General features: G+C 68.2%; 27 protein-coding genes and 1 pseudogene. 9 read left to right on the top strand and 19 right to left on the bottom strand.

Annotated elements, in window-relative coordinates; genetic code table 11:
* The 4 genes and pseudogenes from DIE06_RS29090 to DIE06_RS39160 form a co-directional block, all read right to left on the bottom strand.
* Positions 1 to 147, bottom strand: a pseudogene (locus DIE06_RS29090) (aspartate aminotransferase family protein); the annotation flags it as partial.
* A 38-nt stretch (positions 148 to 185) separates the two neighbouring features.
* A complete protein-coding gene (locus DIE06_RS29085; protein ID WP_124664364.1) occupies positions 186 to 1,523 on the bottom strand; it encodes a glutamine synthetase family protein in 1,338 nt (445 codons plus the stop codon).
* 29 nt (positions 1,524 to 1,552) lie between these two features.
* Entirely contained in the window at positions 1,553 to 2,338 is a 786-nt protein-coding gene (locus tag DIE06_RS29080; RefSeq protein WP_124664363.1) for a gamma-glutamyl-gamma-aminobutyrate hydrolase family protein, read from the bottom strand.
* 285 nt (positions 2,339 to 2,623) lie between these two features.
* Positions 2,624 to 2,806, bottom strand: a complete 183-nt coding sequence (locus DIE06_RS39160; RefSeq protein ID WP_006402789.1) for a hypothetical protein — start codon at positions 2,804 to 2,806, stop codon at positions 2,624 to 2,626.
* Positions 2,807 to 3,272: 466 nt separating this feature from the next.
* Here DIE06_RS39160 and DIE06_RS29070 point away from each other — a divergent pair, with 466 nt between their 5' ends.
* Both DIE06_RS29070 and DIE06_RS29065 read left to right on the top strand, forming a co-directional pair.
* Entirely contained in the window at positions 3,273 to 3,824 is a 552-nt protein-coding gene (locus DIE06_RS29070; protein ID WP_124664362.1) for a cupin domain-containing protein, read from the top strand.
* An 86-nt stretch (positions 3,825 to 3,910) separates the two neighbouring features.
* Entirely contained in the window at positions 3,911 to 5,401 is a 1,491-nt protein-coding gene (locus tag DIE06_RS29065) for an aldehyde dehydrogenase (protein ID WP_124664361.1), read from the top strand.
* Positions 5,402 to 5,450: 49 nt separating this feature from the next.
* Here DIE06_RS29065 and DIE06_RS29060 read toward each other — a convergent pair whose 3' ends face one another.
* Positions 5,451 to 5,651 carry a heavy-metal-associated domain-containing protein gene (locus DIE06_RS29060; protein ID WP_006754615.1) on the bottom strand — a complete coding sequence of 67 codons (201 nt, stop codon included), beginning with the start codon at positions 5,649 to 5,651 and terminating at the stop codon, positions 5,451 to 5,453.
* Positions 5,652 to 5,983: 332 nt separating this feature from the next.
* Here DIE06_RS29060 and DIE06_RS29050 point away from each other — a divergent pair, with 332 nt between their 5' ends.
* Together DIE06_RS29050 and DIE06_RS29045 are read left to right on the top strand one after the other, a co-directional pair.
* A complete protein-coding gene (locus DIE06_RS29050; RefSeq protein ID WP_124664360.1) occupies positions 5,984 to 6,316 on the top strand; it encodes a cupredoxin domain-containing protein in 333 nt (110 codons plus the stop codon).
* 12 nt (positions 6,317 to 6,328) lie between these two features.
* Positions 6,329 to 7,165 carry an FTR1 family protein gene (locus DIE06_RS29045; RefSeq protein ID WP_124664359.1) on the top strand — a complete coding sequence of 279 codons (837 nt, stop codon included), beginning with the start codon at positions 6,329 to 6,331 and terminating at the stop codon, positions 7,163 to 7,165.
* An 86-nt stretch (positions 7,166 to 7,251) separates the two neighbouring features.
* Here the strand turns inward: DIE06_RS29045 and DIE06_RS29040 are convergent, their stop codons facing one another.
* From DIE06_RS29040 to DIE06_RS29010, 7 genes are all read right to left on the bottom strand, one after another.
* Entirely contained in the window at positions 7,252 to 7,470 is a 219-nt protein-coding gene (locus DIE06_RS29040; RefSeq protein ID WP_124664358.1) for a hypothetical protein, read from the bottom strand.
* Positions 7,470 to 7,955, bottom strand: a complete 486-nt coding sequence (locus DIE06_RS29035) for a hypothetical protein (protein ID WP_124664357.1) — start codon at positions 7,953 to 7,955, stop codon at positions 7,470 to 7,472. The genes DIE06_RS29040 and DIE06_RS29035 overlap by 1 nt, the downstream gene beginning before the upstream one ends.
* A 50-nt stretch (positions 7,956 to 8,005) precedes the next feature.
* Positions 8,006 to 9,823: a glutamine--fructose-6-phosphate transaminase (isomerizing) gene (glmS, locus tag DIE06_RS29030; RefSeq protein ID WP_124664356.1), complete on the bottom strand. Its 1,818-nt coding sequence runs from the start codon at positions 9,821 to 9,823 to the stop codon at positions 8,006 to 8,008.
* Positions 9,824 to 9,877: 54 nt separating this feature from the next.
* Entirely contained in the window at positions 9,878 to 11,239 is a 1,362-nt protein-coding gene (glmU, locus tag DIE06_RS29025) for a bifunctional UDP-N-acetylglucosamine diphosphorylase/glucosamine-1-phosphate N-acetyltransferase GlmU (RefSeq protein WP_124664355.1), read from the bottom strand.
* Between the two features lie 135 nt (positions 11,240 to 11,374).
* A complete protein-coding gene (gene ttcA / locus DIE06_RS29020) occupies positions 11,375 to 12,370 on the bottom strand; it encodes a tRNA 2-thiocytidine(32) synthetase TtcA (protein ID WP_124664354.1) in 996 nt (331 codons plus the stop codon).
* Positions 12,367 to 12,771, bottom strand: a complete 405-nt coding sequence (locus tag DIE06_RS29015) for a dihydroneopterin aldolase (protein ID WP_124664353.1) — start codon at positions 12,769 to 12,771, stop codon at positions 12,367 to 12,369. The genes ttcA and DIE06_RS29015 overlap by 4 nt, the downstream gene beginning before the upstream one ends.
* A gap of 78 nt (positions 12,772 to 12,849) precedes the next feature.
* Positions 12,850 to 13,593 carry an SDR family oxidoreductase gene (locus tag DIE06_RS29010; protein WP_124664352.1) on the bottom strand — a complete coding sequence of 248 codons (744 nt, stop codon included), beginning with the start codon at positions 13,591 to 13,593 and terminating at the stop codon, positions 12,850 to 12,852.
* Positions 13,594 to 13,606: 13 nt separating this feature from the next.
* Between DIE06_RS29010 and DIE06_RS29005 the strand changes: the two genes are divergently transcribed.
* Entirely contained in the window at positions 13,607 to 14,797 is a 1,191-nt protein-coding gene (locus DIE06_RS29005) for a class I SAM-dependent methyltransferase (RefSeq protein WP_124664351.1), read from the top strand.
* Between the two features lie 11 nt (positions 14,798 to 14,808).
* The gene (locus DIE06_RS29000) at positions 14,809 to 15,003 is read left to right on the top strand and encodes a DUF2905 domain-containing protein (protein WP_057928625.1); all 195 of its coding nucleotides are present in this window, start codon (positions 14,809 to 14,811) and stop codon (positions 15,001 to 15,003) included.
* Between the two features lie 90 nt (positions 15,004 to 15,093).
* Here the strand turns inward: DIE06_RS29000 and DIE06_RS28995 are convergent, their stop codons facing one another.
* The 6 genes from DIE06_RS28995 to DIE06_RS28970 form a co-directional block, all read right to left on the bottom strand.
* Complete coding sequence (locus DIE06_RS28995) at positions 15,094 to 15,315, bottom strand: hypothetical protein (RefSeq protein WP_124664350.1); 222 nt, start codon at positions 15,313 to 15,315, stop codon at positions 15,094 to 15,096.
* Positions 15,316 to 15,413: 98 nt separating this feature from the next.
* Positions 15,414 to 16,322, bottom strand: a complete 909-nt coding sequence (locus tag DIE06_RS28990; RefSeq protein ID WP_124664349.1) for a carbohydrate kinase — start codon at positions 16,320 to 16,322, stop codon at positions 15,414 to 15,416.
* Positions 16,319 to 17,599, bottom strand: coding sequence for an AGE family epimerase/isomerase (locus DIE06_RS28985; RefSeq protein ID WP_124664348.1), 1,281 nt, complete (start codon positions 17,597 to 17,599; stop codon positions 16,319 to 16,321). Before DIE06_RS28985 ends, DIE06_RS28990 begins: the two co-directional genes overlap by 4 nt.
* Positions 17,596 to 18,615 carry a LacI family DNA-binding transcriptional regulator gene (locus DIE06_RS28980; RefSeq protein WP_124664347.1) on the bottom strand — a complete coding sequence of 340 codons (1,020 nt, stop codon included), beginning with the start codon at positions 18,613 to 18,615 and terminating at the stop codon, positions 17,596 to 17,598. The genes DIE06_RS28985 and DIE06_RS28980 overlap by 4 nt, the downstream gene beginning before the upstream one ends.
* Before the next feature lie 349 nt (positions 18,616 to 18,964).
* On the bottom strand, positions 18,965 to 20,803 hold the full coding sequence (locus tag DIE06_RS28975; protein ID WP_124664346.1) for an EAL domain-containing protein: 1,839 nt from the start codon (positions 20,801 to 20,803) through the stop codon (positions 18,965 to 18,967).
* Positions 20,804 to 21,035: 232 nt separating this feature from the next.
* Positions 21,036 to 22,079 carry a bile acid:sodium symporter family protein gene (locus DIE06_RS28970; protein WP_124664345.1) on the bottom strand — a complete coding sequence of 348 codons (1,044 nt, stop codon included), beginning with the start codon at positions 22,077 to 22,079 and terminating at the stop codon, positions 21,036 to 21,038.
* Between the two features lie 358 nt (positions 22,080 to 22,437).
* Here DIE06_RS28970 and DIE06_RS28965 point away from each other — a divergent pair, with 358 nt between their 5' ends.
* The 3 genes from DIE06_RS28965 to DIE06_RS28955 all read left to right on the top strand — a co-directional run bounded on the left by DIE06_RS28965 (position 22,438) and on the right by DIE06_RS28955 (position 25,506).
* Positions 22,438 to 22,935 (top strand): peptide-binding protein, encoded by a 498-nt coding sequence (locus DIE06_RS28965; protein WP_185733500.1) that lies wholly within the window; start codon positions 22,438 to 22,440, stop codon positions 22,933 to 22,935.
* Positions 22,936 to 23,287: 352 nt separating this feature from the next.
* Positions 23,288 to 24,364, top strand: coding sequence for a porin (locus DIE06_RS28960; protein ID WP_124664343.1), 1,077 nt, complete (start codon positions 23,288 to 23,290; stop codon positions 24,362 to 24,364).
* Between the two features lie 179 nt (positions 24,365 to 24,543).
* Positions 24,544 to 25,506 carry a LysR family transcriptional regulator gene (locus DIE06_RS28955; protein WP_124664342.1) on the top strand — a complete coding sequence of 321 codons (963 nt, stop codon included), beginning with the start codon at positions 24,544 to 24,546 and terminating at the stop codon, positions 25,504 to 25,506.
* A 107-nt stretch (positions 25,507 to 25,613) separates the two neighbouring features.
* Here the strand turns inward: DIE06_RS28955 and DIE06_RS28950 are convergent, their stop codons facing one another.
* On the bottom strand, positions 25,614 to 26,573 hold the full coding sequence (locus DIE06_RS28950) for a nitronate monooxygenase family protein (protein WP_124664341.1): 960 nt from the start codon (positions 26,571 to 26,573) through the stop codon (positions 25,614 to 25,616).
* Between the last annotated feature and the right edge of the window lie 60 nt (positions 26,574 to 26,633).

The raw sequence follows: 26,633 nt of genomic DNA, 5'->3' as shown, positions 1-26,633 counted from the left end.
CGCGCGATTGAGCGCCCCCATGTCCGAGAACGGGTGGATATGGTGCGCGGCGTCGAGCGCGCGGTATTCGGCGGTCGAGCGTGCCTGCGTCGTGCGGGCCGCCGGCGCGGCGGGCTGGATCCACGCGGATTCGTTGCGGTAAGTCATGTTTCCTCCGTATTTCCTTGATGCGCTTGTGCGCGCGCTTACACGTGCAGCAGCAGATGACGGCGTTCCCACGAGCTGATCACGCGGAAGAACGCTTCGTATTCGGTTTCCTTCAGCGCGAAATACGCCTTCAGGAACTTGTGGCCGAGAATCTCGCCGAGCGGCTCGCACGCGGCCATCAGCGTGAGCCCTTCCTCCAGGTTGCGCGGCAGCTGGTATGGCAGTTCGTAGCCGTCGCTGACGAGCGGTTCGGTCGGTTCGAGACGCTGCGTCATGCCGAGATAGCCGGCCGCGAGCGTCGCCGCGAGCGCGAGGTACGGGTTGCAGTCGACGCCCGGGATCCGGTTCTCGATGCGGCGTGCGGACGGGCCCGAGTGCGGAATGCGGAAGCCGACCGTGCGGTTGTCGTAGCCCCACTGCACGTTGATCGGCGCGGCCATGAAGCGCGACAGGCGGCGATACGAGTTGATGTACGGCGCGAAGATCGGCATCAGCGCGGGCGTGTACTTCTGCAGCCCGGCCAGGTAGTTGTAGAACAGCGAGGTCGCGCCGCCCGTTTCCGGCGACGTGAAGAGGTTGCGGCCCGTTTCCTCGTCGACGATGCTCTGGTGCACGTGCATCGCGGAGCCCGGCTCGTTCTCCATCGGCTTGGCCATGAAGGTCGAGTACATGTTGTGGCGCAGCGCGGCCTCGCGCACCGTGCGCTTGAACAGGAACACCTGGTCGGCCAGCGACAGCGCGTCGCCGTGCATGAAGTTGATCTCCATCTGCGCGGCGCCGACTTCATGGATCAGCGTGTCGATGTCGAGGTTCTGCGCTTCGCAGTACTCGTAGATGTCCTCGAACAGCGGGTCGAACTCGTTGACCGCCTCGATCGAATACGACTGGCGGCCCGTCTCCGGGCGGCCCGTGCGGCCGACCGGCGGACGCAGCGGCAGGTCCGGGTCCTTGTTCATGTCGACCAGGTAGAACTCGAGCTCCGGCGCGACGACCGGTTTCCAGCCCTTCGCCTTGTACAGGTCGAGCACGCGGCGTAGCACGTAGCGCGGCGAGATCTCGACCGGCGAGCCGTCGAAGTGCACGCAGTCGTGGATCACCTGCGCGGTCGGGTCGACGGCCCACGGGATCAGGCGAATGGTCGACGTGTCGGGCACGCACACCATGTCGGGATCGGTCACGCCGGTCAGCGAGCCGTCTTCCGGATAGTCGCCGGTGACGGTCTGCACCATCACGGCCTGCGGCAGGCGCATCGATTCGCCGGACGTGAACTTGTTGCGCGGCGTGATCTTGCCGCGCGCGATGCCGGCCATGTCGGGAATGATCGCTTCGATCTCGGTGATCCGGTGTTGCTTCAGAAAGTCTTCGATGTCTTGCATGTCTGTTCTCGTTATGTGGGTCGGCGCGCTCAGGCGAGCGCGGCGGCGGCCGTGGCACGCGTGCGGGCGTTGCGGCGCGCGCGGCATGCGTCGCCGAAGGCGCGGAAGATCGCGCTCGACAGCGGGTCATGCGCATGCCGCCATTCCGGATGCCATTGCACGGCGAGGGCGAAGGCCGGGGCATCGGCGACGCTGAAGGCCTCGATCAGGCCATCCGGCGCGACGGCTTCGACAGCGAGGCCGGAACCGAGCTGCGCGATGCCCTGCTTGTGCAGCGAGTTCACGTGCACGTCGTCGCGGCCGCCGGCGAGCGTGTGCAGCACACCGCCGGGCGTCAGGTGCACGACGTGCGCGGGGCCGTATTGCGTGTCCATCGGCGCGTCGTCGTCCTCGCGGTGATCGGCGAGGCCCGGCACTTCGTGCACGCGCTGGTGCAGCGTGCCGCCGCAGACGACGTTCAGCTCCTGGAAGCCGCGGCACACCGCCAGCACGGGCACGCCCGCGACGATCGCCGCGCGCAGCAGCGGCAGCGTCGTCGCGTCGCGTGCGGGATCGTGCTTCGTGCCGGGCGCGCTCGGCTCGCCGCCGTACAGGTGCGGCTCGACGTTCGAGTAGCTGCCGGTAAACAACAGGCCGTCGACCGTGGCGAGCACGTCGTCGACCGACTGGCGATCGCCGAGCGCGGGCAGCACCATCGCGAGCGCATGTGCGCCGTCGACGATCGCCGCGACGTACTTGTCGCCGACCGTGTGCGACGCATGCGCGCCGATTTGCGTGAAGTCGGCTGTGATGCCGACGAGGGGTTTCCTTTCCATGACGTCAATCAGTTATCCGTAGGGATGTGTCATGCGTTGCGCAGGAAAACCGCAAAACGCAGGCGCGACACGACCCCGCAGCCTGGCGAAATTCGCGAGGCCGCTGGTGAATGGGCGCGGCGGGTTCGCATGGCGATCCGCGCTGCGCGCGACGGTCAGGCCGTCGTTCGTTTCGTTGCACCGAGCGACGCGGCAATGGATGCGCGAACGCGTTCCGTCACCGCGCAGACGACGCGATTGACGAACAGGCAGCTGAAACGAACGACGAGAAAAGGAGGAGAGGCGCTATGGCAGCAGCGACGCGACTTCGTCGGTATCGACGGCCACGAATGCGCGTGCGGAAACGGCGTTGTGGCGCCGAACGGAACGACGGGACAGGATGGTGTAGATCGACAGGTGCAGCAGGCGAGGACTATGCCAGCCGCAACTGCCATCGGAAGCGGGAGCAGCGCTGCGCAAACTTCGCACATCGCCTCGATCCCACCTCACCAGAGGGCCACGGACTCTCACGATTACACTCGACTGGTTTGTTGAAAGTATTGAACACCTGATCGTTTCGGCGCGCGGGGCGTTTAAAATAATCGAGGTGCCAGGCCTGCGTCATTTACATCGATGGGCATCAATTTTTGCGTTGCGATAACGTTTTTTGGTGCCGATGAATAGCCGAGACGCTGACCTGAGAGCCAGCATATACGAGCCAAAAACGGCGTCAAATGTTTTTTTACGCTGTCGTGTCAGGACTTTCCCGAGGCACTCCGAACAAAAGATTCGTAAATGGAATGACGCTCGGGGTGTTCATTATTTCGAACGCCTTTCAGGGTTTTCCCCGCTGATGCGCGGCATAAAGTGATTAGAATATTCAACGGCTGCCGAACACGCCCAACACGTCGTTTCACTTTTTCACCGCACTCCTATCGTGTCCGAAACCGAATCGATGTCCACCGAAGTCGCCGAGCGCCTGCGTTTCGTGCGCAACAAGCATGGCCTGTCGCAGCGCGAACTCGCGAAGCGGGCCGGCGTGACCAACGGCACGATTTCGCTGATCGAACAGGGGCGCGTGAGCCCGTCGGTCGGCTCGCTGAAGAAACTGCTCGAATGCATCCCGATGAGTCTCGCGGAATTCTTCACGTTCGAGCTGGTCGAATCGCGCTCGGTCGTGTCGCGGCGTGACGAGATGCCGAACCTCGGCAACGACGCGCTCGCGTTTCACCTCGTCGGCGCGGGCGTGAAGGACCGCAACATGTGCATCATGCGCGAGATCTACCAGCCGCACGCCGATACGGGGCCCGAGATGCTCGTGCATGCAGGGCACGAGGGCGGGGTAGTCGTGTCGGGCCGGCTCGAGCTCACCGTCGACGGCGCGACCTGGCTGCTCGACCCCGGAGACGGCTACTACTTCGAAAGCCGTTTGCCACACCGTTTTCGCAATCCCAGCGCGGAACAGCTCTGCGAGGTCGTGTCGGCCAATTCGCCGGCCACCTTCTGACCGCGCATCATCGCATTCGCCGCCGGCAGCGTTGCCGCTGCGCGGCATGCCGCGGCGCGAATGCCACAACCATTGAGGCATCCTGAATGAACAAGTTGAGTTTGGCTGACTGGCAGGACAAGGCGGCGTCGCTCGAGATCGAAGGGCGCGCATTCATCGATGGCGCGCCGCGCGACGCGCACGGCGGCAAGACGTTCGACTGCGTGAGCCCGATCGACGGCCGCGTGCTCGCGAAAGTGGCCGATTGCGGCGAGGCCGACGTCAACGCCGCCGTCGCGGCCGCCCGCCGCGCGTTCGACGCGGGCGTGTGGGCCGGACTGAACCCGCGCGCACGCAAGGCCGTGCTGCTGCGCTGGGCCGCGCTGATGCGCGAGCATCTCGACGAACTGTCGCTGCTCGAGACGCTCGACGCCGGCAAGCCGATCGGCGACACGACGACGGTCGACGTGCCGGGCGCCGCCTATTGCGTCGAGTGGTTCGCCGAAGCGATCGACAAGGTCGGCGGCGAAGTCGCGCCGGCCGACCACCATCTCGTCGGTCTCGTCACGCGCGAGCCGGTCGGCGTGGTCGCGGCCGTCGTGCCGTGGAACTTCCCGATCCTGATGGCCGCATGGAAGTTCGGCCCGGCGCTCGCGGCCGGCAACAGCGTCGTGCTGAAGCCGTCGGAGAAGTCGCCGCTGACCGCGATCCGCGTCGCGCAGCTCGCGTACGAGGCCGGCATCCCGGCCGGCGTGTTCAACGTCGTGCCGGGCGCGGGCGAACCGGGCAAGCTGCTCGCGCTGCATCGCGACGTCGACTGCATCGCATTCACCGGCTCCACGGCGGTCGGCAAGCTGATCATGCAGTACGCCGCGCAGTCGAACCTGAAGCGAGCATGGCTCGAACTCGGCGGCAAGTCGCCGAACATCGTGCTGCCCGATTGCCCGGATCTCGACCGCGCCGCGCAGGCCGCGGCCGGCGCGATCTTCTACAACATGGGCGAGATGTGCACGGCCGGCTCGCGCCTGCTCGTGCATCGCGACATCAAGGATGCGTTCATCGAGAAGCTGGTCGCGGCCGCGCGTGCGTACGTGCCGGGCAACCCGCTCGATCCGTCGGTGTCGATGGGCGCGATCGTCGACGGGATCCAGCTCGAGCGCGTGCTCGGCTACATCGACGCCGGGCGCAAGGAAGGCACCCTCGTCACGGGCGGCGCGCGCGTGAAGGCGGAGACGGGCGGCTTCTACGTCGAGCCGACGGTGTTCGAGGTGAAGCCCGATGCGAAGATCGCGCGCGAGGAGATCTTCGGTCCCGTGCTGTCGGTGATCGTGTTCGACGATGTCGACGAGGCGGTGCGGATTGCGAACGATACCGAGTACGGGCTCGCGGCGGCCGTGTGGACGTCGGACCTGACGACTGCGCACGACGTGTCGCGCCGGCTGCGGGCGGGCACGGTGTGGGTGAACTGCTACGACGAAGGCGGCGACATGAACTTCCCGTTCGGCGGCTACAAGCAGTCGGGCAACGGCCGCGACAAGTCGCTGCACGCGCTCGAGAAGTACACCGAGCTGAAGTCGACGCTGATCCGGCTGCGCTGACGCGGCCGGTGTGCGGGCGCGGTGCCGACGGGCGCCGCGCCCGCGCGCGTCAGGCCGAGCGCAGCGCCGGGTGGAAGCCCGCGGCTTCGATGATCGACTGCACGCGTTCGGCGCCTTGCGCCGATTCGACCTTGACCGTTTTCGCGGCCACGTCGATGTCGAGCTTCGCGGCAGGGTCTGCTGCCGTCACGGCGCGCGTGATGGCGTTGGCGCAGCCGCCGCAGGTCATGTCCTGGACTTCGAATTCCATCGTGTTCTCCCGGGTTGATTGGCGATTGACAACATCGCCAGCATGAAGCTTGCCATGGTGGGAAGGTCAAGCCCGTTCGCGGCGTTCGGCGGCGCACAAGCCATTTGTAAAGTTGAAGTCAGACGAATAGCAATTTGCTTGAGTACGTCAGTCGGAATTTTTCCCGATTGACGATCACGCATTATCGGCGAAATCTGGCGGAGCCTTGCACGACAAGGCGTGTGTCACATCGACGACGAGCGATGCCCATGATGCAAGTAAGGGTACTCGGGGGTGGTAATGCGAATCGATCTTACTATCGGTTCCCTTCGATATCTCATTTCGTTACCCATATGAATCGTTTCGCTTTCGGCTTCGCGCTGGCCCTGCTGGGCGCATCGGCAACCTCCGCATTCGCTGCCGACGATATCGTCAACCTGACCCTGAAGGACCACAAGTTTTCGCCCGACGGCGTGACGATTCCGGCCGGCAAGAAGGTGAAGTTCGTCGTCAAGAACCTCGATGCAACGCCCGCGGAATTCGAAAGCGACGATTTCAAGGCAGAGAAGGTCGTGCCGGCCGGCAAGTCGGTCGAGATCCTGGTCGGGCCGCTGAAGGCCGGCACCTACGAGTTCCACGACGAGTATCACGAAGTGCAGTCGAAGACACACCTGACCGTCAAGTAAGCGGATATCGCCATGCTGTCTACCGCCCTGATCGTCTTTCGTGAAGTGCTCGAGGCCGCGCTGGTGGTCTCGATCGTGATGGCCGCCACGAAGGGCGTGCCGCGGCGCGGCTGGTGGGTCTGCGGCGGGCTCGTCGGCGGCGTGATCGGCGCCGGCCTGATCGCCGCGTTCGCCGACGTGATCTCGCAGTGGGCGTCCGGCATGGGGCAGGAAGTCTTCAACGCCGGCGTGATGTTCGTCGCGACGCTGATGCTGGCGTGGCACTGCATCTGGATGAGCCGCCACGGCCGCGAGATGGCGCTGCACATGGGCGAGGTCGGGCGGGCCGTCGCGGCCGGCAGCCGGCCGCTGACGGGGCTCGCGATCGTGGTCGGCGTCGCGGTCCTGCGCGAAGGCTCCGAGGCCGTGCTGTTCCTGTACGGCATCGCGGCGGGCGATCCGGGACAGACGCCGCAGATGATCGCCGGCGGGCTGCTCGGCGTGCTCGGCGGCGCCGGGCTCGGCTATGCGATGTATGCGGGCCTGCTGCAGATTCCGCTCAAGCGCCTGTTCTCCGTCACCAACGCGCTGATCGTGCTGCTCGCGGCGGGGATGGCAAGCCAGTGCGTCGGCTTCCTGCTCGCCGCCGGCCTCGTGCCGTCGTGGGGCGATGCGGTCTGGGATACCTCGTGGCTGCTCAAGGAATCGAGCATCGTCGGCAAGGCGCTGCATACGCTGATCGGCTATACGGCGCGTCCGGCGGGGATCCAGATCGTCGCGTACGTCGTCACGCTGGTCGCGATCGTCGTGCTCGCGCGGCTCGTCGGCCGGCCCCGGACGGCCATGCCGCCGCCGCGGCCCGTCGCCTGAGCGGGCGGGGCCGAATGCAAGAAAGGGGCGTCGTGGACGCCCCTTTTCCTTTGCGTCGACGGACCGCGTACAGCCGCGCGGCCGGTTCAGCGATGGCTGTCGATCCATGCGCGGGCCCATTCGAGCCCCGCTTCGCGCGCTTCGTCCTCGGTATCGAACACGCCGAGCACGCCCGACGCTTCGACGAGCCGATTGTTCTGCGTGATCGTGCCGCTCGCCGCGAAGCGCTCGGGCTGCATGATCTCGTCCTGCTGCAGGATCGAATGGCCCCAGATCTGGTAGCCGTGATAGGTCTGCGCTTCCATTATCGCGTCACCTCCGCGGAACGGCGGCGCGTGCCGACGCGCAGCACGTTGCCGTCCGGTGTGTATTGCCGCGGGATGTTGGTGTAGCTGAGTGCGTGCGGCGTGTCGGGCACGGCCGGCTGCATCACCGTCAGCCGGCCGGGCGCGGGCTGCGCGACCGGGCGCGGCGCGGCCGGCGCGTCGACCGTCGCGGCGGTCGGTCGATGCGGTGCGGCCTTCACGGCTTGTGCGACGCGGCGCTTGTGCGGCTTCACGGCGGCCTTCGGCTGCACGCTCGCGTGCTTTTCCGCGGTCTTGCCGGCGGCGTGCGCGTCGGCGCCCGTGCGCGCGGCCGGTATACGGGCATCCGGCGTACGCGCATCCGGCATACGTGCCGCCGGCAGCCGCGCCTCGGGCGGGTTCCAGACTTCGACGTAGTGCTCGGCCGCCCAGCCCGTCGACGCGAAGCTCAGCGCCAGCAATCCGCATCCAAACAGTCTTACCATGGTCTCTCCGTCAGTCTCGTCGGCGCGCCGGACTGCGCTGCGCCGCTTGCTTACTCCACCGTCACCGACTTCGCGAGGTTACGCGGCTTGTCGACATCGGTGCCGCGCGCGCACGCGGTGTGATACGCGAGCAACTGCAGCGGCACGACGTGCAGGATCGGCGACAGCTGCCCGTAGTGTTCCGGCATCCGGATCACGTGCAGGCCGTCGTCGTTGACGATCTGCGTATCGGCGTCGGCGAACACGTACAGCTCGCCGCCGCGCGCGCGCACTTCCTGCATGTTCGACTTCAGCTTCTCGAGCAGCGTGTCGTTCGGCGCGACCGTGACGACCGGCATCGCTTCCGTGACGAGCGCGAGCGGCCCGTGCTTCAGTTCGCCGGCCGGATAGGCCTCCGCGTGGATGTACGAGATTTCCTTCAGCTTCAGCGCGCCTTCGAGCGCGATCGGGTAGTGCAGCCCGCGGCCGAGGAACAGCGCGTTTTCCTTGCGTGCGAATTCCTCCGACCACGCGATGATCTGCGGCTCGAGCGCGAGCACGCTGTTCAGTGCGGCGGGCAGGTGGCGCAGCTGCTTCAGGAATTCCGCTTCCAGCGCGGCGTCGACGTGCCCGCGCAGCTTGCCGAGCGTCGCGGCCAGCACGAACAGCGCGACGAGCTGGGTCGTAAACGCCTTCGTCGACGCGACGCCGATCTCGGTGCCCGCGTGCGTCAGGAACTGCATCTCGGTGAGGCGCACCATCGCGCTCGTCGCGACGTTGCACACCGCGAGCGTATGCGTGTGGCCGAGCGACTGCGCGTGCTTGAGCGCGGCGAGCGTGTCGGCCGTCTCGCCCGACTGCGAGATCACCAGCACGAGCTGGCGCGGGTTCGGCACCGACTCGCGGTAGCGGTATTCGCTCGCGATCTCGACCTGGGTCGGGATCTTCGCGATGGATTCGAGCCAGTATTTCGCGGTGAGGCCCGAGTAGTAGCTCGTGCCGCACGCGAGGATCAGCAGGCTGTCGATATTCGCGAACGCGGCGGGGGCCGCATCGCCGAACAGCGTCGCGTCGAACGCTTCGGTTTGCGGCACCGTGTCGCTGATCGCGCGCGGCTGCTCGAAGATTTCCTTCTGCATGAAGTGGCGATACGGGCCGAGTTCGACCGCGCCGCCGTACGCGCTGACCACGCGGATCTCGCGCTGCGCGAGCGCGCCGTGGCGATCGACGATCTTCACGCCGTCGAGCGACAGTTCGCACACGTCGCCTTCCTCGAGGAACGTGAAGCGGTCGGTGCTGCCGGCCAGCGCCAGCGCGTCGGACGCGAGGAAGTTCTCGCCGTCGCCGTGGCCGACGACGAGCGGCGAACCCTGCCGCGCGCCGACGACGGTATGCGGCTGGTCCTTGTGGGTCACCGCGATCGCATACGCGCCGTGCAGCTGCTGCACGGCTTCGCGCACGGCCTCGAACAGGTTGCCGCGATACAGGCTGTGCACGAGGTGCGCGATCACTTCGGTGTCGGTCTGCGACACGAATTCGTAGCCCTTCGCGCGCAGCGCTTCGCGCAGCGTCTCGAAGTTCTCGATGATGCCGTTGTGCACCAGCGCGAGCGCGTTCGACGAGAAGATCGGGTGTGCGTTGTGCGTGACGGGTGCGCCGTGCGTCGCCCAGCGCGTGTGTGCGACGCCGGTCGCGCCTTCGAGATGCGATTCGCGCACCTGCGCGTCGAGATCGGCGACGCGCGCGACGCTGCGCGCGCGCTTCGGCGCGTCCGGCTCGAGCACGGCGACGCCGCACGAATCGTAGCCACGGTATTCGAGGCGCCGCAATCCTTCGATCAGCACCGGAACGATATTACGCTGCGCAACTGCGCCGACAATGCCGCACATGAATGGTCAATCCTGTAAGTCGACGCGGACGCCGTCCGGGCGCCCGCAATGGGTTCAGCTCTTCTTCTTGACCGGGCGAACGTAGCCGCTTTTCACGGTCTGCGTCTTCTCGTTCAACGCGAGGACGCCTTCGGCGACGTCCTTCCAGATCGTCGTGCCGGCCGCGATCGTCACGCCGCGGCCGACGCGCACCGGCGCGACGAGCTGCGTGTCCGAGCCGACGAACACGTCGTCCTCGATCACGGTGCGGAACTTGTTCGCGCCGTCGTAGTTGCAGGTGATCGTGCCCGCGCCGATGTTCACGCGCGCGCCGATGTCGGCGTCGCCGATGTACGTCAGGTGGTTCGCCTTCGAGCCGTGGCCGATCACCGCGTTCTTCACCTCGACGAAGTTGCCGACGTGCGCTTCGTCCGCGAGCTGCGCGCCCGGACGCAGCCGCGCGTACGGGCCGATCACGGTGTGCGCGCCGAGCTCGGCGCCGTCGATGTGCGTGAACGCGTCGATGCGCGTGCCCGTGCCGATCGAAGCATTGCGGATCACGCAGTTCGCGCCGATCGTCACGTTGTCGGCGAGCGTCACGTTGCCTTCGAACACGCAGTTCACGTCGATCGACACGTCGCGGCCGCAGCGCAGCGTGCCGCGCACGTCGAGACGCGCCGGATCGGCGAGCGTGACGCCGTCGACGAGCAGCGCATCGGCGACGTTGCGCTGATGGATGCGCTCGAGTTCCGCGAGCTGCGCCTTGCTGTTCACGCCGAGCGTTTCCCATTCCTCGTCGGGCTGCGCCGTGACGATCTCGAAGCCGGCCTCGATCGCGAGCTCGACGACGTCGGTCAGGTAGTACTCGCCCTGCGCGTTCTCGTTCTTCAGCGCGCCGAGCCACATCGACAGCTGCGCCGTGGGCGTGACGATGATGCCGGTGTTGATCTCGGCGATCTTCAGCTGCTCGGGCGACGCATCCTTCTGCTCGACGATGCGCGTGACGAAGCCGGATGCGTCGCGCACGATGCGACCGTAACCGGTCGGATCGTCGAGCGTGACGGTCAGAATCCCGTAGCGGCCCTCGCGCGCGGCGTCGACGAGACGCCGCAGCGTCGACGCGCGGGTGAGCGGCACGTCGCCGTACAGCACCAGCGTCGGCTGCGCGGGATCGAGCAGCGGCAGCGCCTGGCGTACCGCATGGCCGGTGCCGAGCTGTTCGGCCTGTACCGCGAACTGGACGTCTGGCGCGGCGACGGCGGCCTGGACCTGCTCGGCGCCATGACCGACGACGACGACGAGCCGCGACGGCTGCAGCGTGCGCGCGGTGGCGATGACGTGGGAGAGGAGCGGCCTGCCGGCCAGGGGATGGAGCACTTTCGGCAGCGCGGAACGCATGCGCTTGCCGGTGCCTGCCGCCAAAATCACGATATTCATGGCGCCAGCTTGTCAGAGGAGTTCGAAGCCGTCCATTTTAGCATGCGGCCCCTGGCGTTCCGGGCCTGTCGCGGCGGGGCGACAGCGCCGGAATAGGGGGCTTGCGCCCCGCGCCGACGAGTGTTCCGGCCCTGCTTACAGGTCGTCGAACTGGACGATCGAGATCGGTTTGGCGGCGCCCGGCGTGGCGGTCTCGTCGCCGGACGCGCACGGCTCCTCGTCGAACGCGATGTCGCCCTGCGGATCGGCTTCGCCCGTCGCGCGCAGCGACGCGAACGGGAACTGGGTCGTATCCATCAGGTGCGACGGCACGACGTTCGCGAGCGCGCTGAACATGTTGTCGACGCGGCCCGGGAAGCGCTTGTCCCATTCGCGGATCAGCGCCTTCATTTCCGCGCGCTTCAGGTTCGGCTGGCTGCCGCACAGGTTGCACGGGATGATCGGGAATTCGCGCAGCTCCGCGTATTTCTCGAGATCGGTTTCCTTCACGTACGCGAGCGGGCGGATCACGACGTTCCTGCCGTCGTCCGACTGCAGCTTCGGCGGCATCCCCTTCAGCTTGCCGCCGTAGAACATGTTGAGCAGCAGCGTCTGCAGGATGTCGTCGCGATGGTGGCCGAGCGCGATCTTGGTCGCGCCGAGCTCGCCGGCCACGCGGTACAGGATCCCGCGGCGCAGCCGCGAGCACAGCGAGCAGGTCGTCTTGCCTTCGGGCACGAGCCGCTTGACGATGCTGTAGGTGTCCTGGTTCTCGATGTGGAACGGCACGCCGACCTGCGTCAGGTACTCGGGCAGCACGTGCTCGGGGAAGCCCGGCTGCTTCTGGTCGAGGTTGACCGCGACGATGTCGAAGTCGATCGGCGCGCGCTCGCGCAGGCGCAGCAGCACGTCGAGCATCGCATAGCTGTCCTTGCCGCCCGACAGGCACACCATCACCTTGTCGCCCTGCTCGATCATGTTGTAGTCGCCGATCGCCTGGCCGACCTGGCGCACGATCCGCTTGAACAGCTTGTTGTTTTCGTACGCTTCCTTCTGCTCGCGGCGCGTCAGCGCGCGGCGGCCGGTGTCGGCGACGGTGGCTTCGATGGCGGCGCCATCGGCTGCCGTGTCATTCATGTGGGGGGCGTTCATGTGCGCTCTTCGTCCTTGATGCGAAAGACTTCGACGCCGACGGCGTCGCAGTCCGGATAGGCGTCCGGTTTCTCGGTACAGACGCGTACCGCGCGCACGGCGTCGTGCGCCAGCAGGTTCGCGGCGATCGCGTCGCACAGCGTTTCCTGCAGGTGGATGTGGCCGCGCGCCACGCTCTGCGCGACGCTCTGCTTCATCAGGTCGTAGTCGACGACTTCATGCAGCCGGTCGTCGACGGGGGTGGACAGCGCGAGCGGCACGAACAGGTCGACGTTGATGACGACGCGCTGCTCGCCGCGCTTCTCGTGTTCGAAGGCCCCGATGTTGATGTGCACCTCGTAGTCGCGCAGATAGAGCCTGCGGCAGTCCGCGAGGCGGGGGTGCAGGAGAGCGGAAAACATGGTCGTCCCAGTCAAATTGGCGTGCGCACACGCAAAGTGGCGCGGGCGGCGGCTATCAGGCCGCGCGATCCGCGCAGTTCATTCATTCGGGCCGGCGGCAGGCGGCACCAGGTGCTCGCCGCCGTCGACGGTCAGCGTCGCGCCCGTGACGCCGGGCGCGCTCGCGAGATAGCAGGCCGCCGCCGCGATGTCGTCCGCGTGCGGCGCGTGGCCGCGCACGAGCGCCGCGACGCGCACCTTCGGCGCGAGGGCCAGCGCGAGCGCCGAGGTCGCGCGGTTCAGCGCGGCCTGCATCAGCGCGTGCGACAACTGCGCCGGCGCCGGGTGAAACAGGGCCTGATCCAGCACGTGGATCGCGCAGGCGCGCAGCGATTCGTCGTCGCGCGCGGCGTCGGGCGTCGCGTCGGCGAGCGCGCGGGCCAGCGCGAGCGGCGCCGTCACATTGCGCGCGAGTGCGCTGGCGAGCGACGCGCCGTCCGCGGTGTGCGCGTCGTCGGTACCGGCGCATGCGCTGACGAACACCACGCAGGCGGGCCGGCCGAGCGCCGCGCCGCACGCGGCGACGAGCGCGGCCGCGTCGGTTTCCAGGGCCGGATCGGCGTCGAGCACGGCCGCGCGGCGGCCGCGTGCGGCGACTTCGGCGACGAGCGCGTCGGCGGCCGCGCGCGGCGCGCCGGGGCTGCGCTGCAGCGCGACGTCCCAGCCGCGCTGCGCGAATCCGGTCGCGAGCGCACGACCGAGCGACGCGGCGTCGGCCGCGCTGCCCAGCGCGCCGGCGACGAGCGCGATGCGCGGGGGCGACGTATCGGCTGAAACGGTCATTTACAATGCCGGGATGAACCCGAAAGCTCACGAACCCGCTAGTTTACCTGCTCCCGGCCCTGACGCGCTCGCGCAGTCCGAAACCCTCGCCGCGCAACTGCGCGACGAGATCGCGGCGGCCGGCGGCTGGTTGCCGTTCGACCGCTTCATGGAGCGCGCGCTGTACGCGCCCGGCCTCGGCTATTACAGCGGCGGCGCGCGCAAGTTCGGGCGCCGCGCCGACGACGGCAGCGACTTCGTGACGGCGCCCGAGCTGTCGCCGCTGTTCGCGCAGACGCTCGCGAATCCCGTCGCGGAAGCGCTCGCGGCGAGCGGCACGCGCCGCGTGATGGAATTCGGCGCGGGCACGGGCAAGCTCGCGGCCGGGCTGCTCGCGGCGCTCGATGCGCTCGGCGTCGAACTCGACGACTACCTGATCGTCGACCTGTCCGGCGAGCTGCGCGAACGGCAGCGCGACACGATCGCGGCGGCCGCGCCGGCCCTTGCCGGGAAGGTGCGCTGGCTCGACGCGCTGCCCGAGCGCTTCGACGGCGTCGTGGTCGGCAACGAGGTGCTCGATGCGATGCCGGTACGCCTCTTCGCGAAGGCGGGCGGCGCGTGGCTCGAGCGCGGCGTCGCGCTCGACGCGCGGCACGCGTTCGTGTTCGACGACCGGCCCGCCGGCGCGGCAGGCCTGCCGCCGGTGCTCGCGACGCTCGACGTCGACGACGGCTACGTGACCGAGACGCACGAAGCCGCGCTGGCGTTCACGCGCACCGTGTGCACGATGCTCGCGCGCGGCGCGGTGCTGCTGGTCGACTACGGCTTTCCCGCGCACGAGTACTACCATCCGCAGCGCGACCGCGGCACGCTCATGTGCCACTACCGGCACCATGCGCACGACGACGCATTCCTGTACCCGGGGCTGCAGGACATCACCGCGCACGTCGAATTCACCGGCATCCACGACGCGGGCGTCGCCACCGGCGCGGACCTGCTCGGCTACACGTCGCAGGCGCGCTTCCTGTTGAACGCGGGCATCACCGACGCGCTGGCCGCGATCGATCCGTCCGACATCCATCAGTTCCTGCCGGCCGCGAACGCGGTGCAGAAGCTGATCTCGGAAGCCGAGATGGGCGAGCTGTTCAAGGTCATCGCGTTCTCGCGCGAAATCGACGGCACGCTCGACGCGTTCGCGCGCGGCGACCGCTCGCACGCGCTCTGACGGGAGCCGGGATGCTGCGCTGGCTGATGGCGTCGTTCGTCGCGGTGATGATCCTGACGCGCTGCTGGCCGTGGCTCGGCAAGTTCGGCATCGGGCGGATGCCGGGCGACGTCACGCTGACGCTCGGCGGGCGGCGCTACCCGTTCCCGTTCATGTCGACGCTGGTGCTGACGATGCTGGTGTCGATGGTGGCGCGGCTGCTCTGACGGCAGTGCCGATGATGGTGCGGTTGCCTCGAGCCGCGCCGAAGACGGCGCGTCGCGGTCCGGCCACGGCGCGCGCGATCGCTCGGCGCATTACAGCTCGATTTCGCCGAGGATCCGGTGTGCGAGCGCCTTCGCTTCGTCGAACGCCTCTTCCTCGCTCGGGCTCGTCGAATGGACGTCGTAGCGCACGTTCTCCGTCTCGTCGCCGTCGTCCCGCGCGAGGATCACGTAGCCCTGGAACTGTCCGTTGGCGGCGTGCTGCGTATGCGCCTTGGCCGTGTAGATGCCCTTCGTGAACGTGTTCGTGTCCATCGTGCCTCTCCCGCAATAGCACACTTCATCGTAGCACTGCGGCGCAGCATGTACAGCGCCGCTTATCGGCGACCGATCAGCGCGCCGTCATCATCCCGTCACCGGTCGAGCAGCGCGACGACCTCGTCGAGCGTCGGCGCGTGCGCGCCCGTATGCCGGCAGGCGGCGGCGCCCGCCGCGAGCGCGAACGCGAGATGCTCGCGCCACGACCGCTGCGGCGCGGCCATCAGGCTGAACAGCATGCCGCCGATCGACGCGTCGCCCGCGCCGACGGTGTCGACCACCTCGACGCGCGGCGGGCTGGCCTCGAGCACCTCGCCGTCCGCGTGGAGCGTCGCCGCCTGCGCGCCGCGCGTGACCAGCACGGCCGCGCGCGGATTCAGCGCGCGCACGGCCTCGACCGCGTCGGGGCCGTCGCCGCCGAACAGGTGGCGCAGGTCCTCGTCGGACACCTTGATCAGGTCGGCGAGCGCGGCCATCTTCGCGAGCGTCGACCGGTACGCGGCCGTCATCAGGTTCCGGTAGTTCGGATCGAAGCTGATCTTCACGCCGCGCGCGTGCAGGTCGGCCGCGAGCGCGACGAGTGTGCCCGCGAGCGGTTCGCGCACCAGGCTGATGCAGCCGAAGTGCGCCCAATTCACGTGTTCGGCCCAGCCGGCAGGCAGCCGCGCCGGATCGAACGCGAGATCCGCGCTCGCTTCGCCGATGAAGAAGTAGGCGGGCGGCCGCGTTTCGTGGACGATCGCGAGCAGCGGCGCACGCGGCACGCGCTGCAGGAAGCGCAGGTCGAGCCCGGCCGCCTCGCTGGTGCGCCACAGCACGTCGGAGAAGCAGTCCTCGCCGATCGCGCCCGCGAGCGCGCTCGGCACGCCGAGCCGCGCGACCGCGCGCGCGACGTTCCAGCCGGCGCCGCCCGGCACCGACGTCCACTGCGCGTCGCCCGCGCGCACCATGTCGGTCAGGATGTCGCCCGCCGACACGAAGGCCGGAAAGGTGCCGCCGCTCATTGCGTCGGCTCGCTGCGCGCCGCGCGCGCGAGGGTCGCGAGCACGTCGTAGCATGCGCCCATCGTGTGATAGTCGGTCTTGCCGGCCGGGCTCTTCTCGTCGCTGTACTTGCGGTTGTCGCAGGTGAGGATCCGGTACCACGCGCCGTAGCGGTGATCGACGAAATGCGCCCAGCTGTAGCGCCAGATCTCGTCGTACCAGTCCCAGAAGCGCTCGCTGCCGGTGCGCGCGCCGAGCATCGCGGCCGCCGCGAAGGTTTCCGCCTGCACCCAGAAATACTTGTTGTGGTCGCAGATCGTGAAGTCGGGGCCGAAGCCGTAGCAGAGGCCGCCGTGATCGGCATCCCACGCGTGCGCGAGCGCCGCGTCGAACAGCTCGGCCGCGCGCGGCACGAGCCAGTCGAGCGGGCGGTGCCGCTCCAGGATCAGCAGCAGCTTCGCCCATTCGGTCTGGTGTCCCGGCTGGAAGCCCCACGGGCGGAAGATGTTCGAGCTGTCTTCCTTGTTGTAGTCCCAGTCGACCGACCAGTCCGCGTGGTAGTGCTCCCACACGAGGCCCCCCGACAGCGAAGCCTGGCGCTGCGTGATGTGGGTCGCGAGCTTTTCGGCACGATCGAGATAGGTGAGGTGGCCGGTCGCCTCGTACGCGGCGAGCAGCGCTTCCGTCATGTGCATGTTCGCGTTCTGGCCGCGGTACGACGACACGTTCCAGTTCGGCGTCGCATCGTCTGCGTAGAGGCCTGCTGCCGCATCCCAGAAGCGGTGTTCGGCGAGCTCGTAGGTCGACGCGATCAGCGCGCGCGCCTCGTCGATGCCGGCCATCGTCGCATGCGCGGCGGCCAGCAGCACGAACGCGAGCCCGTAGCAGTGGCGCGTGCCGTCGAGCGTCGCGCGCTTCGCGCCGTCGCGCCAGTCGAGTTCCCAGTCGTAGCCCTGCAGCGCTTCGTCCCAGTGCGCGTCGCGCAGGAAGCGCAGCCCGTGCCGCGCATGCTCGAGATGGCGCGGATCGCCGAAATGCCGGTACGCCATCGCGTAGTTGAAGACGAACCGGCAGCTGCTGACCAGGTGCCGCGACGTGCGGTTGTAGATGCTCCCGTCGTCGCGGAAGTAATGGTAGAAGCCGCCCGTCGGGTCGAACGCGTTCGTCGCGTAGAAGCGCAGCGTGTCCTCGATGTGCGACAGCAGGAACGACGGATCGCGGAAGCTCGCGACGAACGGTGCCGTTTGCGCGTGGTTGGCCGGCGTGGCCGAGGGGGATTGGACCGGGGGCATGTTCATGATTCGGTGACCGTCGCGGTATCGAATGCCGGCGAGCCGGCGGGCTGGCTGCTGGCCCGCACGATCAGCTCGACGGGCAGGGAGATCTCCGTGTGCTCGGGCGCTTCCGCGAGCAGCAGTTCGACGCCACGGCGGCCGAGCGCTTCCTTGTCGACGGCGAGCGTCGTGAGCGGCGGGTTCGCGTGCGCGGCGGCCGGGATGTCGTCGAAGCCGACGATCGCGATGTCTTCCGGAATCCGCACGCCGCGCGCGATGCACACGCGCTGCGCGGCCAGCGCGGCGGCGTCGTTGTACGCGAACACGGCGTCCGGGCGCGGGCCCGGCGCATCGAGCAGCTGCTGCATCGCGCGCGCGGCGCCGGTGTCGGGGTCGAGCCCGGCGTCGATCGTCACTTCGTAGGCGGGATCGAACAGCCGCCCGGCTTCGAAGAACGCGCGCCGGTAGCCGATCGCGCGCTGCGCGATGCTGTAGTGCGCGGCCGAGCCGCCGATGAACGCGATCCGCGAGCGGCCGCTGGCGAGCAGGTGGCGCATCGCGAGCGCCGCGCCCGTCGCGTTGTCGATGTTCACCGAGCGCAGGCCGGGCGCCCACAGGTCGATCAGCACGAGCGGCCGGCCGGTCGCGGCGAGCGCCTCGATCGTCTCGGGCTCGATGAAGCCGGCCACCGCGATCGCGTCGGGCGCGTGCGGGCGCATCTGGCGCAGCACGTCGTCGTTCGGGCCGACCGTGAGCAGCGTCGGCACGATGCCGCGCTCGCGGCACGCGTCCTCGACGCCGTGCAGCACGTGCGAGAAGAACGGGCTGGCGGGAAAGCGGTTGTGCTGACGGTGCAGCAGGAAAGTGAGCCGGCGGATGCGCGGCCGCAATTGTGCCGGATCGTAACCGAGCCGCTGCGCGATCTCGACGATGCGCGCCCGCGTGGCTTCGGAGAGGCCCGGCTGGTTTTTCAGCGCGCGGGAGACGGTGCCGATCGAGACCTCTGCCGCCCGCGCTACGTCGCGAATGGTGGTGCCCATCGTTCGGGGTTCGATTTGTTTAGGGTGACGGCGATTGTATAGTAAAACACAGCGCCAAATTCGGGCCGGATTACCGGGGAATACCCGGAAATAACGGGTTTTTTACGTGCTAATCTGCGAAAACGCCGTTACTAAAAATACTAAACAAAACGCGAAAAAGGCAAGGTGGTCGCAGGGAATGTGGCGGCGGGAGGGCGTCGGCCGGGCGCGTTCAGATGCCCGGCGTGAACGAGTCGGGCGGGGCGATCGGCTGGCGGTTGCCGGGAAGCGGCCCGCCACGCTGGCGCCGCACCGCCGACGTCGTTCGGGCGGGCCGGCGACCTGCCTGCGACCGGCAGCTGCCCGCCGGTCAGCCCGCCGCCGCGTGCGGCGGCTCGCCGCGATCGCGCAACGCCGCGCGGCCCGCGTCGAGATCGACCACCGCGAGTCCGCCCGGCTGCTGTTTCGCGCGCCGCTTCGCGAGCGCCGCGACCGACGCGATCTCGTCGCTGCCGTAGCGCATCGCGCCGTTCGCGCCGGCCGGCACGCCGACCGCGCCGATCGCCATCGTCACGAAGCCGAAGAACGCGGGGTTGCCGTGGCGATCCTCGCCGCGCAGCCCGCCCGCCAGCCGGTCGGCCTGCGTGTAGAAGCGCTGCGCGCCGTCGTTGAAGCGCGCGATCGCGTCGGCCGCGCGCGCGTGCCAGTCGTCGCGCTGGAACAGCACGAGGAAATCGTCGCCGCCGACGTGCCCGAGAAAGTCGCGCTGCGGATCGCACACGCCAGCCAGCACCGTCGCCGCGAACTTCAGCACTTCGTCGCCCTGCCAGTAGCCGTACTGGTCGTTGAACGGCTTGAACTGGTTCAGGTCGACGTAGCACGCGTGGAAGCCTGCGTCGTGCGCCAGCAGGCGCTCGATGTGCGCGCTGATCGGGATGTTGCCGGGCAGGAACGTCAGCGGATTGGCGTAGCGCGCGGCCTCGATGCGCATTTCGGTCACCGCGCGCACGAGGCTCTCGCCGGTGCCCAGCCCGACGTAGCGGCCGTGCTCGGTGATCACGAAGCCGTCCGCGAGGTAGCGCTGGTCGTGGCTCGCGAGCAGCATCGCGAGCTGTTCGACCGTCGTCGCGTTGTCGATCATCAGCGGCGCGTCGTTCGCGAACTGCAGGCACGGTTTCTTCCCGAACACCTCGCGGTGGTACGGCAGCGCGAAGCGGTCGATGAAGCCGCGCCGGTTCACGAGCGCGACCGGCCGCCCGCGTTCGACGAGCGCGACCGCGTGGAGGGCGGGCATCCGGTTGAACAGGTCGAGCACGTCGTTGCTGGTGGCATCGCGCGGCAGCGCCGGCGCGGGGACGAGCATCTTTGCCGCGATCGTGCCGGCCGGCCGCACGGCGCGGGTCGCACCGGGAAACACCGCGATGTGCGGGGTGCGGATCGCGTCGCGCGCGGCCGGCGCGACGACCGGCGACGGTTGCGCGTCCGGCCGGCCGAGCAGGAAGCCCTGCGCGCAGCAGATGCCCATGTCGCGCACGACGATCAGGTCGCACTCGTTCTCGATCCCTTCCGCGATCAATTGCGCGCCGCTCGCGTGCGCGAAGTGCTGCATCGCCCTGACCGCCTCGAACTTGAGCGGATCGCGCGCGATGTCGTGGATGAAGAAGCGGTCGATCTTCACGACATCCGGGTGCAGGCGCAGCCACAGGTTCATGCTCGCGTTCGCGGTGCCGTAGTCGTCGAGCGCGAACTGGATGCCGGCGTCGCGCAGCGAGGCGACCGCCGGCCCGATGCGCGCGACGTCCGGCAGCGCGGTCTGCTCGGTCAGCTCGATCACGATGCGCTGGGCGCCGATCCGCGCACGGACGAGCAACTGCCGCGCGCGCTCGCGTTCGCGCGCGAGTTGCAGGATCGTGCCTGCGCTGAAGTTGAGGAACAGCTTGCCGTCGCAGCCGAGCGCCGCGAATGCGTCAAGGCAGGTGAGCGCGGCCGCCTGTTCGAGCGCGACGGTCGTGCCGTCGCGGGCGGCCTGCGCGAACAGCGCGGCCGGTGGCTCGAGGTCGGTGCCGCGCGGGCCGCGGATCAGGCCTTCGTAACCGACGACCGTGCCCGACCCGAGGTCGACGATCGGCTGGAACACGGCCGCGAGCGCGCGTTCCGCGATCAGGCGGGGGGTGGGGGCGGCGGACGGGGCGGGATGGGGCGCGGGCATGGGCGTGGGCGTGGGCGGCCGAGACGGCGGGACGCCCGACTTTAACGGCAGCGCGCGCGGAGAGTTGAATGAAGATTTCGTGACGCGATGCGCGTCGATGGTGCATGTGTCGCGTCGGGCTGAGGGGGCGGCGGCGCGGCGGAGGAAGTGGGGGAGACGGGAAGCGGGAGGTGGAACGAAAGAAACGACTACACCAGCGCGGCCAGCCATGCCAGCCGCGCTGTCGCGCGCGTCAGCGCTTGCCCGCGCTCAGCGCACCGCGCCCGCGTGCGGCGCCGGCAGCGCCCTCGTCGCCGGCGCGCTCGCCGCTCATGTCGCGCGCGCCCCAGCGCTGCGCGAGCGCCGCGCAGGCCATCAGCTGGATCTGGTGGAACAGCATCAGCGGCAGCACGATCGCGCCGACCGCCTGTGCGGAGAAGATCACCTTCGCCATCGGCACGCCGGCCGCGAGGCTCTTCTTCGATCCGCAGAAAATGATCGTGATCTGGTCGGCCCGGTTGAAGCCGAGCCGCTTGCTGACGAACGTGGTCAGCACCAGCGCGACCACGAGCAGCACGACGTTGACGACCAGCAGGCCGCCGAGCGCGCGCGCCGGAATCTGGTGCCACAGCCCCTGGTTCACGGCCTCGCTGAACGCGACGTAGACGACGAGCAGGATCGAGCCCTGGTCGACGAAGCGCAGCACGCCGCGGTTGCGTTCGATCCAGCCGCCGATCACGGGCCGCAGCAGCTGGCCGGCGATGAACGGCACGAGCAGCTGCATCACGATGCTGCCGACCGTGCTCCACGGCGACGCGGCCGCGGCCGACTGCGATGTGATCATCAGCCCGACGAGCGCCGGCGTCACGAAAATCCCGAGCAGGCTCGACGCGGACGCCGCGCACACCGCGGCCGGCACGTTGCCCTTCGCGATCGACGTGAACGCGATCGACGACTGGACGGTCGACGGCAGCGTGCACAGGAACAGCACGCCGGCATAGAGCGTCGGCGTGACGAGCGGCTGCAGCACGGGCTTCAGCGCGAGGCCGAGCAGCGGGAACAGTGCGAACGTGCTGAGCAGCACGACCGCATGCAGCCGCCAGTGGGTCGCGCCCGCGACGACGGCTTCGCGCGACAGCTTCGCACCGTGCAGGAAGAACAGCAGGCCGACCGCGATGTTGGTCGCCCAGTTGAACGCGTGGGCGGCCGGGCCGCGGCACGGCAGCAGGCTCGCGAACACGACGGTACCGACGAGCGCGAGCGTGAAGTTGTCGGGAAGGAAACGGGGACGGGCCATCGGGGAACTCGATTCGGAAACGGCGGACGCGCATGTCGCGCGCGCGAAGCCGATATTGTCCCGATGGGTTATTCAATACACAAATTCATTGTGTGAATGCATTGATGATTCAATCGCATGCTGCAATTGCACAACAACGCTTGCCCGCGGGCGCCGGCCGGTGCGCAAAACGGCAGAAGAATGTTCTGTCACGATCGCGCCCGGAAGTGAAAAAACCTAGCAGTAACATGGTGTTACACCGATGCCGGCGACCTAACACTTTTTGGCTCGACACCGTTTCGGACCGCTCATAAATTACTGCTGAAAGGCTTGCGTCGGCCGGGAACAACCGGCGGCGAGCGGTAACAGGCACTGAATGATGACGGAACGGGTGAAACTGAAGGTCGGACGATGGGTGGCAGGCGTGCTCGGCGCGCTGCTGCTGCCGCTTGCGCTCGCGCAACCGCCGCACGGCGGCCAGGCGTTCGGCGGCGGCCACGGTTTCGGTCACGGTTTCGGTGGCCGCGACATGCGCCCGTTCGGCCAGCCGGGGGGCAACGCGCAGGTGTGGCACCGGGCGCTGCCGCCGGGCGGCGCGCGTGCCGGCGGCGTGAGCGGCTACGGTTCCCGCTGGGGCCTGCGGCCGACGCCGTCTTACGGCCATTACGCCGCGCAGAGCCCGTATCGCCCGATCAGCGCCGATTCCCGCCAGATGCCGCGCCCGCCGGGCGGCGGCAACGTGCCGCTGCGTGCGGGCTCGATCCGCGCCGACGTCGCGCGCTACAACGAGGAGCGCGGCGGCCGTCCGATGCCGCCGCCCCGCGCGCAGGAAGAGCCTTCCCACTCGCCGTTTTTTTCCCCGTTCTACCGAAACTGAACGCCCCGCGCATTCGTCCCCCCCTCCCCGCCGGCCGTGATGCGAATTCGCCACAGTCGCGCGCAGATTTCCGCTGATTTTCCCGCCGCATTGCGCTATCTTTCGCGCCCGGCCCGCGCGCGCCCCGCGGCCGTCCCGTCACGTGCCCGCTCCGCGCGGGGCCGCCGAGGCGCGCCCGGCCACGTGTCGATCCCGCGAAGTTAATGCCGCCGCTATACCCGCAATAAGTGTGCGCAATTTTGACCGGACGAATGATCCGTAAAGATGGCTGCGCCCCATTCGACGCAAGCAATCGGCTCCAACAACAACGCTCGCGCCACTTATCGACTATTCGACAACACCTGGAGATTCCATGAAAGCATTCGCTCGCCGTGCGTCGCGCACGTCCGTCAAGCTGATCGCCGCGGCCGCCTGCGTGGCGGCAGCCGCACCCGTCCACGCGCAGTCGAGCGTCTCGCTCTACGGTCAGGTCGACGAATGGGTCGGCGCAACCAAGTTCCCGGGCGGCAATCGCGCATGGAACGTGTCGGGCGGCGGGATGTCGACGTCGTACTGGGGCCTGCACGGTGCAGAGGACCTTGGCGACGGCTACAAGGCGATCTTCACGCTGGAAAGCTTCTTCCGTGCGCAGAACGGCCAGTTCGGCCGCTTCCAGGGCGATACGTTCTTCGCGCGCAACGCGTACGTCGGCATCAGCTCGCCGTACGGCACGGTGACGGCGGGCCGCCTGACGACGCACCTGTTCCTGTCGACGATCCTGTTCAACCCGTTCTACGATTCGTACACCTTCTCGCCGATGGTGTATCACGTGTTCCTCGGTCTCGGCACGTTCCCGACCTATCCGAGCGACCAGGGCGCGGTTGGCGATTCGGGCTGGAACAACGCGCTGTCGTACACGTCGCCTTCGTTCGGCGGCCTGAATTTCGCGGCGATGTACGCACTCGGCAACACGGCCGGCGACAACCGTTCGAAGAAGTGGAGCGCGCAGTTCAACTACGCGAACGGCCCGTTCGCGGCGACCGCCGTCTATCAGTACGTGAACTTCAACAATGGCCCGCAGGACCTGAGCTCGCTCGTGACCGGCATGAAGAGCCAGGGCATCGGGCTGGTCGGCGCGACTTACGACCTGAAGTACGTGAAGCTGTTCGGCCAGTACATGTATACGAAGAACGACCAGGTCGCCGGCAGCTGGCACGTGAATACCGCACAGGGCGGCGTGTCGGTGCCGCTCGGCGTCGGCAACGCGATGGCGTCGTACGCGTACTCGCGCGACGGCGGCGGCCTCGACCAGACGCGCCAGACCTGGGCCGTCGGCTACGACTATCCGCTGTCCAAGCGCACCGACGTCTACGCGGCTTACATGAACGACCACATCAGCGGCCTGTCGAGCGGCAACACGTTCGGCGCGGGCATCCGCGCGAAGTTCTGACGATTCTCTTTTTTTTGGGGACGCGCGCGAGCACGGCGCGCGTTCCGCCAGCCGGCTTTCCGCCCCGAAACGGCGCCGCTTCCCGCGGCGCCGTTTTGCCTTTGTTGACCTTCTTGTTTCCTCGCCTTTGTTACCCTATCCCGTAATTGCATAATTTCCAGGAATTGCGAGCTAGTTCGATGGATACCCTCGTCAGCATGAATGTGTTTCGCTACGTCGTCGAAGTGGGCAGCTTCGTCGGCGCGGCCGAGCGCATGCAGATGTCGGCCGCGATGGCGAGCAAGCACGTGATGCATCTCGAGCAGCAGCTCGGCGCGCGGCTGCTGCATCGCACGACACGACGTGTCGCGCCGACCGAGGCGGGACGCGAATACTATGAGCGCCTCGTGCAGGCGCTGTCGGAACTCGACGAAGCCGGGCAGGCGGTCGGCGCCGCGAGCGTGGTGCCGCAGGGCCGCCTGCGCGTGACGTCGCTGTCCGCGTTCGGATTGCGGCACGTGATGCAGGCCGTCACCGATTATGCGGGCCGGTTCCCGGACGTGATCGTCGACATGACGCTGTCCGATCGCGTGGTCGACCTGATCGAGGAAGGCTACGACGTCGCGGTGCGCGCGGCGCCGAACGGACTGAAATCGTCGTCGCTGGTCGCGCGGCAGATCGCGACCGCGCACATCCTGCTGGTCGCGTCTCCCGAGTACCTCGAGAAGCACGGCACGCCTCAGACGATTGCCGAACTCGCGCACCACAACTACCTGCGCCGCGATTCGAATTCGACGATGCTCGACTCGCTGATGATCGACGCGGCCGCCGCGTCGCGCGTGAACCTGAACGGCAACCTGATCGTGAACCATCTCGAGGGGCTGCGCGCGGCCGTGCTCGCGGGCGCGGGCATCGCGCTGCTCGGCACCGAGGTGGTCGGCGACGACATCGAATCGGGCCGGCTCGTACCGGTGCTGCTTGACTCCGTGCCGCCGCACGAGGCGCCGATCTATGCGGTGTACGCGAGCCGACGCCATGTGTCCGCGAAGGTGCGCTCGTTCGTCGACTTCCTCGCCGCACGGTTCGAAGGGCAGTCGCTGTGCCCGTCGATCGAGTCGCGCCTGCGCGTGTTGCCGATCACGCGGATCAAGCGCGCGGGCTGACCGGCATCGGCCGCCCGCGGCGCGGACATGAAAAAGCGCGAGCCGTCGCGCTTTTTTGTTTTGTCCGACGTCATGCGCGGCGGTGGCGCAACCCGCCGCAGCCTGGGTCAGCGTGCGATGCCGAGCCGCGCCTTGGCGTCGTCGTACTCGCGCTTCAGCCGCTCGACGAGCGCGCCGACGCTCGGCAGGTCGTCCATCAGGCCGACGCCCTGGCCGGCGCCCCAGATGTCCTTCCACGCCTTCGCCTTGTCGCCGCCGAAATTCATCTTCGACTTGTCCGATTCCGGCAGCGCGTCCGGATCGAGGCCGGCTTTCTCGATGCTCTCGCGGATGTAGTTGCCGTGCACGCCGGTGAAGAGGTTCGTGTAGACGATGTCGGACGATTTCGCGTTGAGGATCGCGTGCTTGTAGTCCTCGACCGCATGCGCTTCCTGCGTCGCGATGAAGCGTGTGCCCATGTACGCGAAGTCGGCACCCATCGCCTGCGCGGCGAGGATCGAGCCGCCGTTCGCGATCGAGCCGGACAGCACGATCGGGCCGTCGAACATCTTGCGCACTTCGCCGACGAGCGCGAACGGCGACGTCGTGCCCGCGTGGCCGCCGGCGCCGGCCGCGACGAGGATCAGCCCGTCGACGCCGGCTTCGAGCGCCTTCTGCGCGTGGCGCAGGTTGATCACGTCGTGCAGCACGATGCCGCCGTAGCTGTGCACGGCGTCGACGATCTCGCGCGACGGCGCGCGCAGGCTCGTGATGAAGATCGGCACCTTGTGCTCGACGCACACGCGCACGTCATGCTCGAGCCGTACGTTCGACTGGTGGACGATCTGGTTGACCGCGATCGGGCCGATCACCGCGTCCGGGTGCTTCGTCTTGTGGTCGGCGAGTTCGGACTGGATCCGCGTGAGCCACTCGTCCAGCAGTTCGGCCGGACGGGCGTTGAGCGCGGGAAACGATCCGACGATACCCGCCTTGCATTGCGCGAGCACGAGTTCGGGGTAGCTGACGATGAACATCGGCGACGCGATGACGGGCAGCGTCAGGTTCTGCAGGACGGCGGGCAATGCCATGTGATGTCTCCAGTCTCGAGGGGCGGCCGGATCCGGCGCGGTCGCGCCGGTGCCGGCATC

Origin of the sequence: Burkholderia sp. Bp8998, from assembly GCF_003854235.1 — a bacterium.
Taxonomy (GTDB): Bacteria; Pseudomonadota; Gammaproteobacteria; order Burkholderiales; family Burkholderiaceae; genus Burkholderia.
This window is presented reverse-complemented; position numbering and strand designations above follow the sequence as displayed.

Coding starts and splice junctions, on each gene's coding strand:
- DIE06_RS29085 (WP_124664364.1), bottom strand. CDS start 1,523: ATGCAAGACATCGAAGACTTTCTGAAGCAACACCGGATCACCGAGATC.
- DIE06_RS29080 (WP_124664363.1), bottom strand. CDS start 2,338: ATGGAAAGGAAACCCCTCGTCGGCATCACAGCCGACTTCACGCAAATC.
- DIE06_RS29070 (WP_124664362.1), top strand. CDS start 3,273: ATGTCCACCGAAGTCGCCGAGCGCCTGCGTTTCGTGCGCAACAAGCAT.
- DIE06_RS29065 (WP_124664361.1), top strand. CDS start 3,911: ATGAACAAGTTGAGTTTGGCTGACTGGCAGGACAAGGCGGCGTCGCTC.
- DIE06_RS29060 (WP_006754615.1), bottom strand. CDS start 5,651: ATGGAATTCGAAGTCCAGGACATGACCTGCGGCGGCTGCGCCAACGCC.
- DIE06_RS29050 (WP_124664360.1), top strand. CDS start 5,984: ATGAATCGTTTCGCTTTCGGCTTCGCGCTGGCCCTGCTGGGCGCATCG.
- DIE06_RS29045 (WP_124664359.1), top strand. CDS start 6,329: ATGCTGTCTACCGCCCTGATCGTCTTTCGTGAAGTGCTCGAGGCCGCG.
- DIE06_RS29040 (WP_124664358.1), bottom strand. CDS start 7,470: ATGGAAGCGCAGACCTATCACGGCTACCAGATCTGGGGCCATTCGATC.
- DIE06_RS29035 (WP_124664357.1), bottom strand. CDS start 7,955: ATGGTAAGACTGTTTGGATGCGGATTGCTGGCGCTGAGCTTCGCGTCG.
- glmS (WP_124664356.1), bottom strand. CDS start 9,823: ATGTGCGGCATTGTCGGCGCAGTTGCGCAGCGTAATATCGTTCCGGTG.
- glmU (WP_124664355.1), bottom strand. CDS start 11,239: ATGAATATCGTGATTTTGGCGGCAGGCACCGGCAAGCGCATGCGTTCC.
- ttcA (WP_124664354.1), bottom strand. CDS start 12,370: ATGAACGCCCCCCACATGAATGACACGGCAGCCGATGGCGCCGCCATC.
- DIE06_RS29015 (WP_124664353.1), bottom strand. CDS start 12,771: ATGTTTTCCGCTCTCCTGCACCCCCGCCTCGCGGACTGCCGCAGGCTC.
- DIE06_RS29010 (WP_124664352.1), bottom strand. CDS start 13,593: ATGACCGTTTCAGCCGATACGTCGCCCCCGCGCATCGCGCTCGTCGCC.
- DIE06_RS29005 (WP_124664351.1), top strand. CDS start 13,607: ATGAACCCGAAAGCTCACGAACCCGCTAGTTTACCTGCTCCCGGCCCT.
- DIE06_RS29000 (WP_057928625.1), top strand. CDS start 14,809: ATGCTGCGCTGGCTGATGGCGTCGTTCGTCGCGGTGATGATCCTGACG.
- DIE06_RS28995 (WP_124664350.1), bottom strand. CDS start 15,315: ATGGACACGAACACGTTCACGAAGGGCATCTACACGGCCAAGGCGCAT.
- DIE06_RS28990 (WP_124664349.1), bottom strand. CDS start 16,322: ATGAGCGGCGGCACCTTTCCGGCCTTCGTGTCGGCGGGCGACATCCTG.
- DIE06_RS28985 (WP_124664348.1), bottom strand. CDS start 17,599: ATGAACATGCCCCCGGTCCAATCCCCCTCGGCCACGCCGGCCAACCAC.
- DIE06_RS28980 (WP_124664347.1), bottom strand. CDS start 18,615: ATGGGCACCACCATTCGCGACGTAGCGCGGGCGGCAGAGGTCTCGATC.
- DIE06_RS28975 (WP_124664346.1), bottom strand. CDS start 20,803: ATGCCCGCGCCCCATCCCGCCCCGTCCGCCGCCCCCACCCCCCGCCTG.
- DIE06_RS28970 (WP_124664345.1), bottom strand. CDS start 22,079: ATGGCCCGTCCCCGTTTCCTTCCCGACAACTTCACGCTCGCGCTCGTC.
- DIE06_RS28965 (WP_185733500.1), top strand. CDS start 22,438: ATGACGGAACGGGTGAAACTGAAGGTCGGACGATGGGTGGCAGGCGTG.
- DIE06_RS28960 (WP_124664343.1), top strand. CDS start 23,288: ATGAAAGCATTCGCTCGCCGTGCGTCGCGCACGTCCGTCAAGCTGATC.
- DIE06_RS28955 (WP_124664342.1), top strand. CDS start 24,544: ATGGATACCCTCGTCAGCATGAATGTGTTTCGCTACGTCGTCGAAGTG.
- DIE06_RS28950 (WP_124664341.1), bottom strand. CDS start 26,573: ATGGCATTGCCCGCCGTCCTGCAGAACCTGACGCTGCCCGTCATCGCG.